General features: G+C 47.8%; 8 protein-coding genes. 5 read left to right on the top strand and 3 right to left on the bottom strand.

Going from position 1 to position 19,920, the window contains the following annotated elements; translation table 11 throughout:
• The first annotated feature begins 662 nt into the window (after nucleotides 1–662).
• The 3 genes from IQ257_RS03310 to IQ257_RS03300 all read left to right on the top strand — a co-directional run bounded on the left by IQ257_RS03310 (nucleotide 663) and on the right by IQ257_RS03300 (nucleotide 2,447).
• On the top strand, nucleotides 663–1,211 hold the full coding sequence (locus tag IQ257_RS03310; RefSeq protein ID WP_193872025.1) for a protoglobin domain-containing protein: 549 nt from the start codon (nucleotides 663–665) through the stop codon (nucleotides 1,209–1,211).
• A 57-nt stretch (nucleotides 1,212–1,268) separates the two neighbouring features.
• Complete coding sequence (locus tag IQ257_RS03305) at nucleotides 1,269–1,640, top strand: roadblock/LC7 domain-containing protein (RefSeq protein WP_193872024.1); 372 nt, start codon at nucleotides 1,269–1,271, stop codon at nucleotides 1,638–1,640.
• Between the two features lie 174 nt (nucleotides 1,641–1,814).
• A complete protein-coding gene (locus tag IQ257_RS03300; protein WP_193872023.1) occupies nucleotides 1,815–2,447 on the top strand; it encodes a GTP-binding protein in 633 nt (210 codons plus the stop codon).
• 87 nt (nucleotides 2,448–2,534) lie between these two features.
• Here the strand turns inward: IQ257_RS03300 and IQ257_RS03295 are convergent, their stop codons facing one another.
• Entirely contained in the window at nucleotides 2,535–3,332 is a 798-nt protein-coding gene (locus IQ257_RS03295; RefSeq protein ID WP_193872115.1) for a dienelactone hydrolase family protein, read from the bottom strand.
• 393 nt (nucleotides 3,333–3,725) lie between these two features.
• Here IQ257_RS03295 and IQ257_RS03290 point away from each other — a divergent pair, with 393 nt between their 5' ends.
• Nucleotides 3,726–5,411 (top strand): vanadium-dependent haloperoxidase, encoded by a 1,686-nt coding sequence (locus IQ257_RS03290; RefSeq protein WP_193872022.1) that lies wholly within the window; start codon nucleotides 3,726–3,728, stop codon nucleotides 5,409–5,411.
• 127 nt (nucleotides 5,412–5,538) lie between these two features.
• Here the strand turns inward: IQ257_RS03290 and IQ257_RS03285 are convergent, their stop codons facing one another.
• Nucleotides 5,539–5,682 carry a hypothetical protein gene (locus tag IQ257_RS03285; protein ID WP_193872020.1) on the bottom strand — a complete coding sequence of 48 codons (144 nt, stop codon included), beginning with the start codon at nucleotides 5,680–5,682 and terminating at the stop codon, nucleotides 5,539–5,541.
• Nucleotides 5,683–6,117: 435 nt separating this feature from the next.
• Between IQ257_RS03285 and IQ257_RS03280 the strand changes: the two genes are divergently transcribed.
• Nucleotides 6,118–8,784, top strand: a complete 2,667-nt coding sequence (locus IQ257_RS03280; protein ID WP_193872018.1) for a DEAD/DEAH box helicase — start codon at nucleotides 6,118–6,120, stop codon at nucleotides 8,782–8,784.
• A gap of 127 nt (nucleotides 8,785–8,911) precedes the next feature.
• Here the strand turns inward: IQ257_RS03280 and IQ257_RS03275 are convergent, their stop codons facing one another.
• Nucleotides 8,912–19,696: a CARDB domain-containing protein gene (locus tag IQ257_RS03275; protein WP_322744164.1), complete on the bottom strand. Its 10,785-nt coding sequence runs from the start codon at nucleotides 19,694–19,696 to the stop codon at nucleotides 8,912–8,914.
• Nucleotides 19,697–19,920: the final 224 nt, after the last annotated feature.

Genomic DNA, 19,920 nt, shown 5'->3' with positions numbered 1-19,920 from the left:
GCCTTCTCTATCTCTTTGGCGGTTTGGTGCTGGCGAGTGTTCTGGGGGTGTTCTTGTTCTTTTGGAGTCGGTAAAAATCTTTTGCAGAAGAAATTTACCGTACCAAGTTGCCGTCAAAAATGTAATGAGAGAAATTTCACAGTACTTTTCAAGTCGGTGTGGTGCAGTTCCCCCCTTGATAAGGGGGGCTAGGGGGGTCAAAATGTAGTCCATTAACTTGAAAACCGCTGTAATTCCCTATTTCCTACTCCTTACTAATCATTGATTGATATAACACTCAAAGGATTTTTTCTTATTTTAAACAACTTGTTTGTTGTTTAAATTCGTAAAACTATACAGTATTAAAATTCTTGTCAGATGGGCATCTTGAGTGTCCTAACTTGTACAAACTAAACGAAAAATAGCTTACTCGTACAGCAACCATCCGGATTTAAGGGCTAACTTCCTGAAAAGATTTATAGAGCAAGTTATCCGGGATGAGTATTCAGCTTAAAAAATATCCCCTCTCGATTTTTTTTATTGAGAGATTGATTTTAAAAAAATCACGAAAAGTCAACAGAAACTTCATATACAGGAAGTTCAAATAGCAACCATTTATCCAATTAACTTGCTACAACTTAAATAGTGTAATTCTGATAAATTAATTTATAGAGGAGAAGGTTATGACCTTAGATCCCCATGCATTCTTATCCAAGCTGGAGGAGCGAATTAGTTTAACAAGTGAAGACAAAGCTATTCTAAACTCCTATGCAGATTGGGGAAGAGAAATCGCTCCTGAAATGGCAGTTAGTTTCTATGCTTACTTGGGGAGTGACCCGGAAATGAATGCTATTTTAAATAGTACAGAAGAACGTATCCATCGCCTAAGGGACACCTTTATTGAATGGTTTAGCGAAATGTTCACGGGCATAGATCATTGGGGAAAGTCTTACGCCGAGCGTCGTTGGCGAATTGGTTTAATACACGTTCGGGTTGGAATCGGACCTCAACACGTTGTTCCAGCAATGGCAGCAGTAGTTTGTGAAGTGAGAAAGCGCCTCAAGGCAGATGAAAAACCTGAAGCACTTCAGGAGGCTCTCAGCCGAATTTGCATGATTGATTTAGCCTTTATCGAGCAAGCCTATATAGAAGTCAGTGAGGCGGCTGTTTTGAAAGAAACTGGATGGACTGAGAGTCTGTTTAAGCGTCTGATTGCAAGCGGTGCTGCTTAGACCCGAACTGTGAGTTAATTGTATTGCAATCTCTAACATTTGACCCAAATTACAACAATGGCAATCAATACTGAAAAATTGGGATATATTCTCCAAACTTTTGTGACAGCAACATCAGATGTTCAAGGTGCAGCTATGGTTACTCCAGATGGTTTACCTCTAGCCTCTAGCTTGCCGGGAGGTATGGATGATGAGCGGGTATCTGCCATGTCAGCCGCGATGCTATCCTTGGGCGAACGAATTGGTCGAGAACTGGCGCGGGGTGCAATCGATCGCATCTATGTTGAGGGTGAAGAGGGGTTTAGCATCCTCACCAGTTGTGGAGAGGATGCAGTCTTTTTGGTGCTAGCAAGCAAGGCGGCAAAACAGGGTGTTTTGATGTTGGAAATTAAACGCACCCTTTCTGAATTGAAATCAGCTTTGCTGTAGTTGAGGCAGTCTGTATAGCGTTTCTTTATCGGGTGAGGTACAAAGTCCTGGATTTCCGGGAGTAGGAAATAGGCAGTAAAGAGTAAAGAGTAGGTACAAAAACTAAATGTACCTCACTAGTTATTCATTGACTTAATTAAGACGTTTTGGCGAGTTTTTTGCGGAGTAAAATAAATGGAAACAATGCGTTTAGTAGTAAGCGGAACGGTAGGCGCTGGAAAGTCTACTTTTGTCCGAACATTCAGTCAAACTGCAGTTGTAGACACAGAACGTAAAGCCACCGACGATACAGCATTGATGAAGAGAAAAACTACTGTTGCTTTCGATTTCGGTACGCGGATGTTGGGACGAGACATAGAATTGCAAGTCTATGGTACTCCTGGTCAATCACGCTTTGATTTTATGTGGGATTTGTTGATTCGCCGAGCCCATGCTTATATTCTGCTGGTGGCAGCTAATCGTTCTAGTTCTTTCAACGATGCTCGCGAAATTATGACCTTTATGAATCAGCGAGTTCAAATCCCGATGATTATTGGTCTAACCTGCATGGATTTACCAGGAGCATTGGGTCACGAACACGTCTTGTTTGGTCTGGGTTTTATGAATGACAAGGTGCGACCACCCATTGTAACAGTCAATCCCAATGATAAAACGTCAGTCTTTGAAGCACTGATGGTTTTAATGGCTCACCAAATCTTCCAAAGGAGTCATGGTAAGTCTCCACTCGGAAATGTAGAGGCAACTACTCCTTTAACTTCGCCGACTTCCAGAACTGCTTATCAGTGGCCCAAGCGTCAGTTGTCCTAGAGTTTGACTTACTTAGGGAATGGGGAATTTTAGAAAACTCCAGTTCCGTATTTTTATGTATTAAAAATTGCTTTTAAACCGCACCCTTTATTTCTCCATAAATATCTCTGCAAAAAACCGCTTCATTGCTGCCCAAGAACGCTTATCTGCATCAGCATTATAAGCCGCACCCGTTGAGGGATCGTTGCCAGCTTTGGGTTCAGTGAAGCTGTGGACAGCATTGCCGTACATAACTAACTGCCAGTCTACATTGGCACTATTCATTTCTTCTTTCAACCCTGCAACCTGTTCCTCTGGCACATAGGGATCGGCTGCCCCGTGCAAAACCAGTACTCTACCTTGGATATTTTGGGCATCTGCGGGATTGGGTGTATCCAGGTTGCCGTGGAAGCTGACAACCCCTGCCACAGGCGCACCACTCCGGGCTAACTCCAATACCGTACCCCCACCGAAACAATAGCCAATTGCCGCAACTTGATTGGGGTTGGTTAGGGAGTATTGTTGCAAAACTTGCAATCCGGCATTAGCGCGATCGCGCAATAGCTTTCGGTTAGAGCGATAAATCTTTGCTTGGGCGGCTGCTTGTTCATTGGTTTGAGGTCGGATGCCTTTGCCGTAAATATCGGCAGCAAAAGCAACATACCCTAGTTCGGCTAGCTGTTTCGCCCGTTCCTTCTCATATTCTCCCAATCCTTTCCAAGCGTGAACTACCATGACACCGGGGCGCTTGCCTTCAATCTCATCATCATAAGCGAGAAAGCCTTCGAGTACGGTGTCGCCGTGTTGGTATTCAATCACCTCAGTGCGGACTTCAGCGAGGGCAACTGCTGAACCTAGTAGGGCGAAAATTGGGGTTAGGAGAATTGATGGCAGTAGGTTTTTCATGTCAAATTGGTGCGATCGCGTTGTTCTGTATTGGCTCATCCGTATAAAGTATGACATCTTGATTGGTTTCAAACGTATCACACCACTTTCCTTAAGAAAAACCACACAAGCGATTCGAAAAACGGTATCATTTGGGGATAGTTAATTGACCCTTCCCAGACGACTCACGCATTGCAGTAAAATTCAATGGTCAGGTCATCTCTGTGTGTACGTTCCAGTCAGTACGATTAGGAATCAAACAGAAGGTTGCATAGACTGGGAGTGCCACACCAGTATCGTAAAATTTCGCAATATTTGTATTAAGCTCTTGTAATCCAACAGCTTTTAAGTCTCATTTTGCAACCTTCATATCCCATAATCTAACTCAGGTCATTGTCATAGGGAGAAATTGACATGAAAAAACATTTTTCTCGTCGTACCTTAGCCCGAGAAGTTCGTGAGGAATCCGCTGAAATTGCGTTTCTGCGACCTCATCCCGAACACTTAAATAATGGTGAGGAGTCGGCTTACCGAAACTCTAACAACGAGTTAAGTTATATTGCGAACTATTCCAAAGGCTTACCCCACAACCAACTCGGTGAGGTGGAACCCACAGCCTACCGAATCATGCTCAAAGCCTTGTGTAGTGGAAATTATGAAGATTTTGAAAAAATACCACGAGGTTGTTCTAAAGAATGCCAGATCGAGTTACCAGAATCTCTGAAATCCGAGCATCAGTTGGCTCAACAAACTAAACCAGGAGAGCCGAAGCTGCTGGAAAAATACCCACCCGAGGATAAACCAGAAGATAGTTCAGAACAAAAGAAATCCCTTGCTTGTCGCCGATTTACAAATCCTCAAGCCGGATTAGCCTTTGACCTAGAAGGACCCGATGCTCAGTCATTAGCGATTCCACCCGCACCCCGTATTGATGGAGCAGAAAACTCCTGTGAAGCCATAGAACTTTACTGGATGGCACTGTTGCGAGATGTAAATTTTACGGATTTTCGCGACAACAATGGTATTGACAAAGCGGCAGAAGAGCTATCGAGCTGCTCGGATTTCCGGGGACCCAAGGAAGATTGTAAGGTGACGCCAGACACTATTTTCCGAGGCTTGACGCCAGGGGATTTGGTGGGTCCTTTCCTCTCTCAATTTTTGCTCAAAGATATCCAATACGGCACACTCACAATCAATCAACGCCAGAGAACCGTAGTCCCTCAGAAAGACTTTATGACGGATTACAAAATGTGGCTGGCTGTGCAAAATGGCTTTGATTTCAGCGGTCAGGATAAATTTGACTCGGTTCGTCGCTATATCCGTAATATGCGGGATTTAGGGAATTACGTTCATTTTGATGCCCTCTATGAAGCCTACCTGAATGCTTGTTTGATTTTGCTGGATATAAAAGCTCCTTTTGATCGAGGCAATCCCTATATTACTTCCAGTAATCAGGATGGGTTTGGGACGTTTGGCGGACCTCATATCCTTAGTCTCGTGACGGAAGTCGCCACACGAGCACTTAAAGCCGTTTGGTATCAAAAGTGGTTTGTGCATCGGCGGCTGCGCCCGGAAGCCCTTGGAGGACTGATTCACAACCACTTGACCGGAAAGGCAAAGTATCCCATCGATCAGGAAATTCTCAACTCCCAAGCAGTTCAGGAAATCTTTAATAAGAACGGAACTTACCTACTACCGCAAGTCTTCCCAGAAGGGTCACCCACCCATCCCGCTTACGGTGCAGGACACGCTACGGTTGCTGGCGCTTGCGTAACCATGCTGAAAGCCTGGTTTGACGAGTCCTATGTAATGCCGAAGCCAGTCGTACCGAATGCAGATGGCACTCAATTGGTTTCTTACATTCCTTACAGTGGACCTGGTACGGAGGAGTTAACCGTAGGCGGTGAGCTAAATAAGCTGGCTGCTAACATCTCCATTGGTCGCAATATGGCTGGTGTTCACTGGCGCACCGATTACACCGAATCGGTAAAACTAGGTGAAGCGATCGCTATTGGTATTCTACAAGAGCAAAAGCTAACCTACAACGAAGATGGCTGTTTCTCTCTCACCAAGTTTGATGGTACAGCAATCACTATCTAAAGAGAGTAAATAACTAAAAAAGCGAAAACCCAGCTCAAAAGGCTGGGTTATTTTTTAATTGCTAAATTCGATTTTTATTATCCCCAAAGTATCAGCGGTTTTAATGCCCGTTATCGGGTATTACTATTTAGCGACCACTACCACGATTATCATCATCACCTTTGCATTCAAAAGCTAAATTGCCAACTAACTGACCCCATAGAAAGACAGGGGTTTCACTGCCCTTCTCCAAACGGGATTGACCCAAAAACCCGCTTTCATAACTGCACATAGTAGATCTCCGTGTCAGAGTTTCTACTGTTTCTTTCAGATCAAAATATGAACTATCAGGACGAAATCGGAAAATTTCATTGAATTTTTAGATAGCGACATCGACTTAGTTGGGAGAAAAAACGTCTTACTAGGGAGTGGGCTTTTGCCGTGAGCGTCAGCGTTCGACTGAGCGCTCACGCCGAAGTCCGAACGGGAGTGGGGAGTAGGGAGTGGGGAGTAGGGAGTGAGGAGTGGGGAGATAAAAAGATAAAGAGATAAAAAAACTCTTGAGGTGTTATGTTCCTTTGCCCCCTCCACCCCCACTCCCTCATCGAAACAAAAGATATATCTCTGCCATGCGGCTCTAGGCTTCCTAAAATGTGGGTAATGACACAATATGAATTCAAGTCAAAGTTTGGGAATTTTCTAGAGCCACTGATTGGAAAGACCTTGTGTGAACGTTTCTACTCGCTCGATAGAGCTTGACCTCAAAAATCTATTTCCGTTTGAACTCGATCAATTTCAGCAACAGGCGATTGCTGCTCTCAACGTCGGTCGCTCGGTTGTGGTTTGTACTCCTACGGGTTCCGGGAAAACACTAATCGGGGAATACACCATTTACCGAGCCCTAGCGCGGGGCGGTCGCGTATTCTATACAACCCCCCTAAAAGCCCTCTCTAACCAAAAACTGCGAGATTTTCGCGCCGCGTTTGGGGTAGAGCAAGTGGGTCTGGTGACTGGCGATATCTCCGTTAATCGGGACGCTCCTATTTTGGTGATGACCACGGAAATCTTCCGTAATATGCTTTACGGCACACCCATTGGGGAGATTGGCACGTCCTTGGAAGGGGTGGAAGCAGTGGTACTTGATGAGTGCCATTACATGAATGACCGACAACGGGGTACGGTTTGGGAAGAGTCCATTATTTACTGCCCACCAGAGATCCAGCTCGTTGCCCTCTCCGCCACCATTGCTAACGCTGACCAGTTAACGGACTGGCTAAATCTAGTTCACGGCTCAACTGAACTGATTTACTCCAACTTCCGACCGGTTCCCTTGCAGTTCAGCTTTGGCAACCCTAAGGGACTGTTTCCTCTGTTGGACTCCAGCCAAACTAAAATCAATCCTCGCCTTAAACCCAAACGTCAAAAAGGTAGGGGTCGAGGCGGGCGTCCAGAAAGCCCCAGCCTTCCCTACGTCATCGAACAACTGCGGCAACGCGATATGTTGCCAGCTATTTACTTTATCTTCAGCCGCCGGGGTTGCGATCGCTCCGTAGAGGAATTGGGTGACTTATCCCTTGTTAACCAACGAGAAGCAAGCGACCTTAAAGAGCGTATTGATAGATTCTTGAGTCACAATCTTGAAGTGGGTCGCGCCGGACAAGTGGAACCACTCTCTCGCGGCATTGCAGCTCATCATGCCGGAATCTTACCCGCTTGGAAAGCCTTCGTGGAAGAACTGTTCCAGTTGGGTTTGGTTAAGGTCGTATTTGCCACCGAAACCCTAGCAGCCGGGATTAATATGCCTGCCCGCACCACAGTTATTTCTTCCCTGTCCAAGCGTACCGACCGGGGACACCGTTTGCTGACACCCTCTGAGTTTTTGCAGATGGCGGGTCGGGCAGGACGGCGGGGAATGGATACTATCGGCTATGTGGTAACACTGCAAACACCATTTGAAGGAGCAAAAGAAGCAGCCTATCTAGCAACCACCGGTGCCGACCCTCTTGTAAGCCAGTTCACGCCTACTTACGGTATGGTGCTGAATTTGCTACAAACCCACACCTTAAATCGATCCAAAGACTTAGTAGAACGCAGCTTTGCCCAATATCTGGCAACTCTGTACCTAAAACCTCAGCAACAGGCAATTACTGAGCTAACAACAGAACTGACGAAACTGGATATTCAATTAGCACCTGTAGATCTAGCAGCCCTCTCCAACTACGCAAAACTAAAGGAACGCCTGAAAGAGGAGCGGCGATTGCTCAAAACCCTGCAACGGCAAGCCGAAGCCGTAAAAGCTAGCGAAATTGCCCACGCCCTGCAAGATACCCACCCTGGCACTCTGTTCGCTCTCAAAGGAAAATACGTGCCAGTTCCCGCTCCCATTCCAGCCGTATTGATTGCCAAGGAAAAAGGTCGCGGACAATTCCCTTATTTGGTCTGCTTGAGTGCTGACAATCGCTGGTATGTAGCAACAACGGCTGATGTAAGTGGCTGGTATGGTGAACTGCCAGTACGAGGGATTGCTGCCCTAGTCCCCCCCATAGAACTAAGTCTGAAGCCCGGTCAAGTTAGGAGCGGCTCCCCAGAAACAGAAGCCATCGCTGCTCAAATTCCCAGGGCTGTAGAGATAGCGGTGCCTCCCGAAGTGGTTGCTCAACAGCAGGTTGTAGAGGCGGTAGCCGCTCAAATTGAAAATCATCTCATGCAGCAGTGGGGCAATCCCTCACAACTGCTCAAGCGTCACAAACGCCGATTAGCTCTACAAGAGGAAATTAACCAGCGTCAAGCCGAATTTCGAGAAAATCAGGCTCAGAACTGGCGAGAATTTCTGAATTTGATGGAAATTTTGAGGGCGTTTGGTTGCTTAGAGAATGTAACGCCCACCTCTCTGGGGCAAGCTGCTGCCGCGATTCGAGGCGATAACGAATTATGGGTAGGTTTAGCTATGATGTCAGGGGAATTTGATGAGCTAGACCCTCACCATCTAGCAGCAGTAGCTTGCGCTCTGGTTACTGAAACACCTCGTCCCGATAGCTGGACAAACTACTTACCACCTGAGCCAGTCATACAGGCACTAGAGGCATTAAAGCAGACACGGCGTCAGCTCTTTCAGCTACAGCGCCGCTATGATGTTGCGTTACCCGTTTGGTTAGAGCGTGACTTGATCGGGATTGTGGAACAGTGGGCATTAGGTGTTGAATGGACAGAGCTATGTGCAAACACTAGCTTGGATGAAGGGGATATCGTGCGAATGTTGCGCCGCACTGTAGAGCTTTTATCACAAATTCCCCATGTGCCACCCTTGTCCAATTCCTTAAAACGCAATGCAATTCGGGCTATCCAGTTACTCGAACGCTTCCCAGTTAATGAGGTTGCTGCTTCGGGACGTTAGGAGTGTGGGGGAGCAGAGGTGTAGGAAATCTTACTCCTCTCTCCTGTTAGGCTGAAGTTGTTACTGGTATATTGGGGTCAAAATGTAGTTTTGTTTTGGGCGCTTTTTTCCACCTGTCGAACTCACGCTAAATTAAGCTTCCAGTAAACAATCCCAAACTATCACCCAAGGCTAAAAAAGCAATTTGTTCATTAGTGTGGAGAATTTCTGCATCAAAAGATTGGTCTTCATAGACTCTGGCTTCAAATCCAGAATTGCTAATTGATCCTAAGCGAATATTGGCAGGATCACTACCAAAATATGAACCGAGTTTGGCGAAGACAATGGGGATTTCATTGAAAGCCTGTTCAAAATTAACGATTTCTGGACTATCTGTGTAGGTGCTTTCCGTTAACCCTCCTTGTAAGAGACTATCTCCATCATTACCAATCCCTTGGTCGATGGCTAACCAACCAATCGTTTCTGTTAAATGAACTCCGCCATTCAAGGCTTCTTCTTCCTGCATGGTAAACTCAAAACTATTCGCGGTAATATTTTGGGTACGGGTAGTTACCCAGTCTGTGCCATTATGGGTTTGGACTTGGGTTAGAAGCGTTGGTGTTTGAGCAAATTCAGATAGAGCAACGGTTTCAAATCCTTGAGAGGAGAGTAAGTTGGAGTTTTGGGTTCGGGCTGAAATTCGGGTGCCATCACTCAGTTCCCAGTCTCCAGCTTCTACCACTAAGTAGGAGACAGTTTCTGTGGTATGAATATTATCTTTATAGTTAGCTTCTTGAATTCTTAGTTCAAAGGAGTTTCCGGTGACATTCCGTAAGCGGACGGTTGCTGGATCAGGTCCATTGAAGGTGGGGTCGGAAACGATAACAACGGGGTTAATGTAGTTCTGATTTAGGATAATAGTTTGCCAATTGTGATCAAGATTGGTGAGGGTTCCGTATTCACCAAAATTGACTTCTAAATCCAGAGCAGTAGCATTAATTGTTTTATCACTAGTTTCGGAGTTTTCTAAAGCTAAGAAGGCAATTTGTTCATTAACGTGAGTGATTTCTGAATCAAAGGATTGGTCTTCATAAACTCTGGCTGTAAATCCTGAGTTAGTTATGGTATGGTCTAAACGGAGATTAGCCGGGTCAGGTCCTTGATAGGAGCCTAATTTGGCTAAGAGGGTAGGTGTGGTAGTGAAGAAACCTGGTTCAAAGGGTGTATTTTGGGGATTGTGATCATAACTGATATTGGTTAAACCACTTTGGAAGAGGGTCTGACTGTCTTCACCTGTTCCTTGGTCGATGGCTAACCAACCAATCGTTTCTGTTAAATGAGCTCCGCCATTCAAGGCTTCTTCTTCCTGCATGGTAAACTCAAAACTATTAGCCGTAATGTTTTGAGTACGGGTAGTTACCCAGTCGATGCCATTATAGGTTTGGACTTGGGTTAGAAGCGTTGGTGTTTGGTTAAACCCATAGAGAGGAATTGTTTCAAATCCTTGAGAGGAGAGTAAGTTCGAGTGTTGGGTTCGAGCTGAAATTCGGGTGCCATCACTCAGTTCCCAGTCTCCGGCTTCTACCACTAAGTAAGAGACAATTTCTGTTGTATGAATATTATCTTTGTAGTTGGTTTCTTGAATTCTCAGTTCAAAGGAGTTTCCGGTGACATTCCGTAAGCGGACGGTTGCTGGATCGGGCCCATTGAAGGTGGGGTCGGAAACGATGACGACGGGGTTAATGTAGTTCTGATTGAGGATAATGGTTTGCCAATTGTGATCAAGATTGGTGAGGGTTCCATATTCTCCAATGGTTTCTTGTACGACTGGCGGTTCTTCTAGGGTGATGATGGTTTGTGCTGCGGTGGGGATGTTTTGTTCATTACCAGTGTTATCAAGGGCGACTGAATAAAACTCGTAGGTGTTACCGATTTCACCCATGTAAGTGGCTTCGGTTAGGGGGGTGTTTTCTAGCCAGGGGGTAAAGGGTTCGCCGTTTTTGGAGACGTAGACAGTGTAGCCTGCAATGCCGCTACCGTTATCAGTACCCGACCAGGTAACGAGGAATTCTTCGCTGGTGGTGGTTGCGGGTAAGAGATTGACGGTGCTACTGGGGGCGTCAGCGTCAATGGTGTTAATCCAGGGACCTTCTTTGGGGGCAGGATTGAAGTTATTAACGAGGTCGAATTGGACGAAGGCTTGGTTGGCGATTTGGGTGCCGGTGGGGAGGTCGTCTTTGGGGTCTACGGTGAATTCGACCCAGCCGAGTTCGTATTTGGTGTCTTCGTTGAAGGGGGGGAGGAATCCGGCGAAGGGGTCTTCGGGAAGTTCGCCGGTGATGGGGTCTACGGCTTGGAATATCCATTCGATTTCGCCAGTTTCGGGGTCAAAAGTGGCGTTGACATCGACGGCGAGGTTGAAGAGGGGGCGCATATCCACGCGGGTGTCGATGGTTTGACCGCCGGGGACATCGATGTTCCAGTCGAGGAAGCCGAAGTTGGTAAATTCAAAGGTACTCCAGTCGAGGTTGGGGTCGAGTTGGTCTTTGATAATGGCGGTTTGGGTGGGAACGGTAGCGTCGGGGTCGTTCCAGAAGTCGATGCGGTAGTGGAAGTTTTCGTCGGGGGAGATGTAGCGTTTTTCTTCGCCTATGGGGGTGTCGGGGGCGTCGTAGCCTGCAGGACCGAATTTGTCTTCGGGGGTGAGGGAGAAGATATTACCGATACGCTCTGTTGCTATGAGTTCACCTAATCTTGCTGTCAGCGCCCCTGCGATTCCTCCCGCGATTCCTCCTGCAATTGCTTCTCCAAGAACCCCTCCACCATATGCCCAAGATAGCGCTAGAGCCATTGCTACTACAGGGTGAAGAGCCAAAAGAGAACCAACTCCAAGTCCTAAATTTAGTCCAACAAGCTGACCAACTCTTCCACCATAGAATCCACCTAATTTTCCAGCAATAGCACCAATTCCTGTAGCAACAGCACCAGAGCTACCTCCAAGTGCATCACTAGCGATACCACCAGCTGCACCTCCTATACCTGTGCTTACAATTTCACCGAAATTAGGTTTAAGTCCTTGAGGATCAACTGCTATTAAAGGACTATTAACTACATACGAATAATAGTTACTATTTCCTCCTTCTAAATTCAGTGGATCTTCCGCCAAGAAACGTCCAAGGTCAGTTGCGTAATAACGTGCCCGCATGAAATCAAGACCATTTGCCTCTTCCATCACTCCCCATTGCCCAACAAACTCGAATGCGTTGGCAATAGTTTCAGTCTCCGAAATATCCTGCCCAAAGGGCAGATAAGTATAGCGATTGAGATAACCTCCGCTTGATCCAGTCAAGCCTGTTGTAGACCCGAGCGCATTAAAGTCGTAGTAATTAGAACTCCCTGACGCAATCTGACTTTCCAGTCCTATACCGTGAGTGTATTGAGCCGCTAAACCACCTCCGCCATACTCAGCAACAACATCACCCAAACCAAACGGATCGACTAAATACTCAGTGCGCTGTCCATCTTGAATCGTGGCAGTACGATTACCTAAAACATCATATTCATACTCCGTAATCGACCCATCCGGTGCAGTAACCTTTACCAACCGATTCTCACTGTTATAGCCATACTGCCAAGTCTGCCCCTGCTCAGTTTTCTCAATTAAATTTCCATCCTCGTCATATAAATACGTCGCATCCCCAACCGTTTCATACTGATTCAAATTATTAGTTGTGTACTCCGTTGTCACCCCATTGTGAATGGTGCGAATCCGGTTGCCTGCCGCGTCGTATATATATGTCAAATCCTGGTCAGCGATTTGGGGATTAATCGAGACAAAAACAGCATGGGTCAATTGTCCTGTAGCATCATACTCATACGTCCAGACACCATCCGATGTCACCGCACTATTTTGCCGTCCCAGAGCATCATAGGTGTAGTCAAACTGAGAATTAACTGACCCATCTGGTGCATAGTGAACCAGACTTTTAAGCTGACCGTCTGTAAAATACTCGTAGGTACTGTAAGTACCGTTACCCTTATCTTCCCGCGCCAAACGCCCTACTGCATCGTAGCTGTACTGTACAATCAGCGCATCACTGCCATCCGTTAGCCGTTGCAAACGACCCGCCGTATCATAGGCATACTTAACTGAGTACCCATCCGACCCGGTAAGTTGCGTCCGCCGACCTACTGCATCGTACTCAAAGGACAAGAAACGACCATTTGGATAAGTAATGGTTGCTAGACGGTCATTGGCATCATAGTCTAAGGTTGTCATTCCTTGGGCATCGGTGACAGAAAGCAGCTTGCCTTCTGTGTCATAGGTATATTGAGCTGGAGTTTCTCCAGGATTCGTTTGCTGGGCAATCAACCCATCTTCGGTATAGTTGTAGGTAATCGTTTCTCCCCGACGGTTGATGTAGCTTGCCAGATTGCCTTGGGCATCTACTGTAAACCCTTCCGTACTGCCATCGGGATATTTAATTTGTGTGAGATTCCCAGCGCTATCGTATTCATAGCGCATGGTATTACCCCTGGCATCCAGAATCCATTGCAAGTTACCGTAGGTTGGGTCAAACTTCAGAGCAATGGTATTACCAGAGGCATCCACAATCTGCGTTGGATAACCTGCCCCATCGTAGCGGATTTCTGCATCGGAACCATCAGGTTGAGTAATCCGCATCAAGTTCCCATCAGGGGATGTACCAAACTGATACACCCGACCTTCTGCATCTTGAATCTGACTGGGAATTCCCCGCTCATCAAAAAAGAGTTGGGAGGTAGCACCTGCTGCATCCGTAACCGTCACCGTTCCGGCAGAATCATAGCTGTAGGATACCGTTTCTGCCCCACCATTGAGCGCCGCCGTCTGTAAGCGTCCCAGATTATCGTAGCTGTAGGTGAGGGTGTTTCCCGTGGCGTTGGTGATGGAAGTGAGGGCGCGATTGGCTGTGTCGTAGGCGTAGGTGGTAGTCTGGTTATCGGGAGTCGTAACCTGTTCTAAGAAGTTACCCGTGCTGTCGTACTGATAGGTGGTAGTTTGACCATTTTGGTCACTAACTTGGGTCAGATTGCCATTAGCGTAACTGAAGGTGAGGCTTTGTCCGGCTGAATGGGTCAATTGAGTCAATTGATTATCAGCGTAGCTAGCGGTGATGGTATTGCCGTTCGTGTCACTGATGGATGCCAACTTAGCATTATCACCAAAGCCATAGGTCAGACCGGACGGTTCCCGCAGTTGGAACGTGCCATTGCTCTTACGGGTAAGAATACCGTCTTCTCCAGGTACGCCCTCATATCCCCCTTCTCCATCCGCGACAAAGCTACGGAAGGAGCCATCTGCCCAATGGACGAGGACGCGATTATCATCCGTTTCTTCTACAAATAGGTCATAATTATGAGTCCAGCCATAGCCTAGTAGCCCATCGGTATAACGAGATCCGAGGAACTGCCCATAGACCCGTACAAAGCGCACATCTAAACCCGGTGCAGGGGTAAAAGCATCCTCCCCAGCCGCCAGATAGGTTTCCGGATTCAAACCATTAGCCTGCAATACCTCAAACGCCAGCAAATCCTGGGCGTTGTAGTCGGTGCGTCCTAACTTAGCCAGGTACGCGGCATTATCCCCCAGCATTGCCACAAAATCAGCCCAAGTTGACCCTGTTTGAGCCTGCACATTGCCCCAAATCGCGTCCCACGCTTCATCGCTGAGTCCGGCTGGACGACTCTGAGTTTGCAATTCATCCCAATCAATGAGCTGGCTAGAGTTACCACTGCCATCCCCTTGCAGGGCATAGAGTTCAAAGTTCAACGGTTCGGTGTTCAGGGGGGTGCGAATCTTAAAGCTGATGCTTTCTTTTTCTCCAGCTTGCAAGAAATTCGTGGGACCATTATTACTCAACCCCAGAAAGCTAATCGAGGTGTCCCTCACCCACTGATCTGTACCCGGAATCTGCCACTCAATTTCCTGGTCGCTGGTGAGGCTCAACAGCGGACTATGCAAGTCAGAACCGCTGAGGTTTTGATAGTCTACGGTCAGGGTAACTTCCCGCCCAGGTCGCACATAGTTAGGCGCGGAGAGATTCGCTGAAAAGATCTGACTTTGCAGACTCGCCATTGACTTCACCGTAACAGCATCGGGCAATTGCAACGGCGCTGTCCCATTCCCAGGCTCCACCACCACGCTGTAGGCTCCCAAATCCACCCCAGCCAGATTGAATGTCGCAAAGGTGCGGGTCGAATCCTGATACTGTACTGAAACGGGAGTCAGTTCAGTCACGCCATCTGGAGCCACCAGCTTAATCGTATCTGTGGCGGTCAAACTATCCCCAACCAACTCCAGGGTAGTTTGTCCCCCCGCCGTAACCGTCGATTGGGTCACACTGTAGAGAGCCGGAGCTGGATTCTCCGCTGTTAATGAAAACGGGGTTGCCCCGTTTAAGGACTGCCCATACACCCCGATGTAGTAGTCTCCCCCAGCAGTATCTGGTAGGCTCAGGGTCTGATCCGGTTGCTGGTTCGCTGCTACTGCGTCATACTCGGTCAGGGTTGGTGGCGCACCTGCACGACCATAGAGGGCTACCGTGCCAGCAGTTGTGGCGCTATCTAGAGTCAGTCGCAGGGTTTTTCCTGGCTCTGCTGTAATCTGGAAATACGTCCACTCTCCCACCTGCACGGCTCCATTGGCAGGAGTTCCGACAGCCAGCACTGGCACATTCACAGCTAGGGGTTCAGAGGAGACACGACTGTTATTAATTTCATCGGACTCTGTGACAACCTCCGTTACGTCCGTTGCCACTAGGAGATATTGGGGTCCGGCTGTAACGGGAACGGTGGTGGTTAAGGTTTCTGTGTAGCTTTCTCCCGGAGCTAGAGGTGTGGTGTGCTGTCGAGTGGCGAGTAAGATATCATCTGGACTAATCACCGAATCAGCAGAAAGATAAACGCGATCGCTCCAGGTCGCGTTAGTGGCTATCTCCCCTTCATTGGCAACAGTCCAACTGACGGTAAACGTGTCTCCGATATTGACGTCTGTTGGCGTTGGAGTCGTGACCGTCGTAACCGCCAAATCAGCACTGTTAGTGCGACCCTGATACTCATAGGCTCCGATGTCGATATAGTCGAGAGAACCTGTACCACGATTGGCAATACCAACATCATCAAACCGCTCCTGTCCCAGTAAATCCTGGGGTGGGGCATCGGTCGCTACCCCAGCATCAATTGCCGGAGAACCTGGAAGCAGTTGATAATTTTCCTCAAACCGATTCACAAAAAGCGGATCAGCTACACGGTTCCCATTTGCTGTTAAATCTGGCTCACCGGGATCTCCATCCCACACGACTTCCTTACCACCGGGATTATAGAAAACTGAATGATTAATATTCGTCAGCGGCACATCACCACTGTGATCCCAACCATTGCGGTTAAATGCCACGATAGAATTTTCTAGGGTAAGGTTGGCTGCCCCCTGATGAATCCCAGCCGCTGTCCAGCCCGACCCATAGAAACCATTCTCGACAATGGTGCTATTCCGAAACACCCCTCTGGAATCAGCCCGCATGAAAATACCGTTATAGCGGTTGCGGGCAATCAGCAAATTATCCCCGTTAATTTCAATCAGAGGCGTGTAGACATAGATTCCCTGATAATTATGGGTAAGTTGGGAATTCTCTAGGGTGACGCTGACACCCTGCTGGATACCCAGAATCCCTTGATCGGCGTAGCGGACGATTGCGTGGTTGAACGTCCCCACTGCATTGCCACCGGAGAACGTAATCCCCTGCCAGTCTCCCGCTTCCGGTAAACTCGTGGAGCCATCACCATTACTATCCCCACCCACTGTATCATCCAGCCAGGAAGTGAACACCACCGGATTGTCTAACGTTCCCTTAGCATCCAGCGTCCCTTTAATATTTAAGCCTGCGAAAGCGCCCGTAAATTTAACCACTGTTCCCGGTTCTAGGGTTAGCGTTACCCCTTCAGGAATTGTGAGTGATCCAGAAAGGGCAATCACCCCACTCCAGGTGATGTCTTCAGTCAGGTTCCCCGCCGTAATATTAATGGGAACCGCCGTCACATTATTCCCTTCACTGGCTTCCCCTTGGACTCCCTGCTGATCAGTGACAAAGAGCAAGTAGCGATCGCCCGTCGCCGCATTAGTGGGGATAAACACAGAGCGATTGACTGTGTAACCCGCTCCAGGGACAATAGTCTCCGAAGGGGTAATCGGCTCGGCAGTGATAAACTGGTCGTTGCTACTCCAAACTGCGTCACTGGACAAATAAACTGCGTCGTACCACTGATTCGGCAATAGTCCTGTTGCGCCTTGATTTTCCACCGTCCAAGAAACGTCAACCAGTTCGCCTCGATGAGCCGTGGCAGGAGCCTGTGTAGCTGTAAATGTCAGATCAGGTCCAGCCAGGTCAATAGATTGGGCTAGGACATTATTCCCACTATTGGTTTCGCCTTGAGCATCTCCACCATCGGTGACAAAAAGAAGATACTGGCTACCCGCCGCTACGGTATTGGGAATCGTTACCATCTGCTGCTGGGTGTAGGTTTCACCTGTTCCTAAAGTGATGTTATTAGTACGGATGTGAGTCCCAATCAGCGTATCAGTGGCATCTAGCGTGGTATCACTAGATAAGAATATCTGGTCAGACCAAGTGGGGGCGGACGCTGAGTGACTCCCTGAATTAATCACAGTCCAACTCAGAGCAACCTCATCCCCCAGACTGGCGGATTCAGGAGCCGTAGCCTCTGTCACGGCTAAGTCTGGACCATTGAGCGTAATGCCCTGAGCCAGGATGTTATTGTTTTCATTCAGTTCTCGTTCCTTGTTGTTGCCATCCGTAACAAACAGCAGGTAGCGGTTTCCTGTAGCGGTGTCGTTGGGCAGATAAAGGTCTGCATTCAGGGTATAATTACCGCTAGCCACCAAGGGCATCTGATTCGCGGTTGACACAGAGCTGACTAAGCGATCGCTCTGATCTAAGGTTGTATTATCCGACAGATAAATGTGATCAACCCAGCCAGCTATAGCCGCCGCATCGCCTTGGTTTGCAACTGTCCAGCTTACCGATACCTTACTACCGAGTTGCCCTGTGCTAGGGGCAGTTACACTGGAAATCGTCAAATCTCGACCCGTTACCTGAAGTGGCAGAGCAAACTGATTATTCGCCTCATTCGATTCCCCCTGGTTTCGACTCCCGTCTGCGGCAAAAATGAGATGGTAATTTCCTGGCAGTACCGTTTCTGGGATGCGAACATCCCGTGTAATCGTATAGGACTCTCCTGTCGCTAGAGGAGTTTCGCTACCCGTTGCTGCCGTAGCAATGCGTTGATCCGCTGCATCAAGGACATTATCAGTCGAGAGATAAATGTAATCCGACCAGTTCGCCAAGGCGGTGGCAACCCCCTGATTCTGCACCGTCCAATTCATCTCAATCACTTCACCCGGCACAGCACTGGTGGCTGTCGAAGCATTGGACAGAATCAGATCAGGACCTGCAATGCTAATCGGTCGAGCTAGAATATTGTCGGTCTCATCTGTCTCGCCTTGATGACTAGAACCATCCGCAACGAAGAGTAGATAGCGATCGCCAGCCGCCGTATTCCCAGGAATCAAGACACTAGGATTAACCGTATAACTTTCACCGACTTCAATCGGTGTATTCGCTCCCGTCCAGGTAGACGCTAGTCGAGTATCAGACACATCCAGCGTCAGGTCATCAGACAGATAAACTTGGTCATACCAATTCGCGGTTGCAATGTTTCCCCCCTGGTTTGCTACCGTCCAACCTACATCAATCCTCTGATTTAAACCCGCTGTGTCTGGTGCGGTTGCCGAAGAAACGACTAAGTTCGGTGCTGAAACCGTAATCGGCAGCGCATAGAGGTTATCATCTTCGTGAGTTTCCCCCTGGTAGCCATAGTTATCGGCTAGAAAGAGTAAATAGCGATCGCCTATACCACTATCCGGAAGAGTGACATTGATGGTTTCGGTATAGCTAGCTCCTGCTGCTAAGGGCGTGTGTACTCCTGTCAGTTTGGTCGTCAGCCTGGTATCAGAGCTACCTTCTGAAAGGTCTAAAATCTGATCATCAGAGATGTAAACCGCATCGTACCAGTTGGCTGAGGCTTGAATCTCTCCTTGATTTTCAACCGTCCAGCCTACAGTTATAGTGTCTTGAATACCCCCAGTAGTGGGTGCAGTCGCATTCGTAACAACTAGGTTAGGCGCATTGAGAGTCGTTCCTGAGCCAGATGCAACAAGGGTGTAGCTCGTGTTACTATTCACTGAGTCCGTGTAGACCCTTGCAAAATAAGTGCCACTGGCGAGGTCAATTTGAATCGTGCGATCGCGATTATCACTAAATCTTGCACTGTCGAGCACTTCATTGAAACTAATTTTGCCGTCAGCGTTGATATCAACAGCAAGTTCTAAATCAGCATCTTCTTGTAAATCAATTAGCTGTAGGGTAACCTGATTGGGTTGATTGAGGCTGAATTGGTAGAAGTCATTACGGTCAAGACTCCCCACGGCATCGGTGAAGGTTTGCTGCGTCCCTAGAACACCAATATCAAGGGCGGTGTTGTAGTCATTGCCTGGTTCGGGAATAACTGTAGGGAGAGCTGTTGATTCGGCGGTGAGGGTATAGGCAGTATTTTGCTCACTATTGTGGGTGTAAACGTTAAGCCAATAAGTGCCAGCCCCTAAGGTGGTAATCAGACTACGATTTTCTGTGGAGCCGGAAAAGTCACTGATGGTATCGAATTCCACACTCTCATTGGAGTCTACGATGCCATCTCCATCCAAATCCGCCATAATCGCCACTTGAGCCGGCTCACTGAGCCCACTTAGGTTGAGACTCACTTGGCTATTCTGATTGAGGGTAAATTGGTAGAAGTCCTTGCGGTCAAGACTCCCCACGGCATCGGTGAAGGTTTGCTGCGTCCCTAGAACACCAATATCAAGGGCGGTGTTGTAGTCATTGCCTGGTTCGGGAATAACTGTAGGGAGAGCTGTTGATTCGGCGGTGAGGGTATAGGCAGTATTTTGCTCACTATTGTGGGTGTAAACGTTAAGCCAATAAGTGCCAGCCCCTAAGGTGGTAATCAGACTACGATTTTCTGTGGAGCCGGAAAAGTCACTGA

This window comes from Coleofasciculus sp. LEGE 07092, from assembly GCF_015207375.1.
In the GTDB taxonomy this organism is placed as follows: domain Bacteria; phylum Cyanobacteriota; class Cyanobacteriia; order Cyanobacteriales; family Coleofasciculaceae; genus LEGE-07092.
This window is presented reverse-complemented; position numbering and strand designations above follow the sequence as displayed.

Bases quoted from the DNA above. Each gene is read 5' to 3' on its own strand.
- IQ257_RS03310 (WP_193872025.1), top strand. From the start codon at position 663: ATGACCTTAGATCCCCATGCATTCTTATCCAAGCTGGAGGAGCGAATT.
- IQ257_RS03305 (WP_193872024.1), top strand. From the start codon at position 1,269: ATGGCAATCAATACTGAAAAATTGGGATATATTCTCCAAACTTTTGTG.
- IQ257_RS03300 (WP_193872023.1), top strand. From the start codon at position 1,815: ATGGAAACAATGCGTTTAGTAGTAAGCGGAACGGTAGGCGCTGGAAAG.
- IQ257_RS03295 (WP_193872115.1), bottom strand. From the start codon at position 3,332: ATGAAAAACCTACTGCCATCAATTCTCCTAACCCCAATTTTCGCCCTA.
- IQ257_RS03290 (WP_193872022.1), top strand. From the start codon at position 3,726: ATGAAAAAACATTTTTCTCGTCGTACCTTAGCCCGAGAAGTTCGTGAG.
- IQ257_RS03285 (WP_193872020.1), bottom strand. From the start codon at position 5,682: ATGTGCAGTTATGAAAGCGGGTTTTTGGGTCAATCCCGTTTGGAGAAG.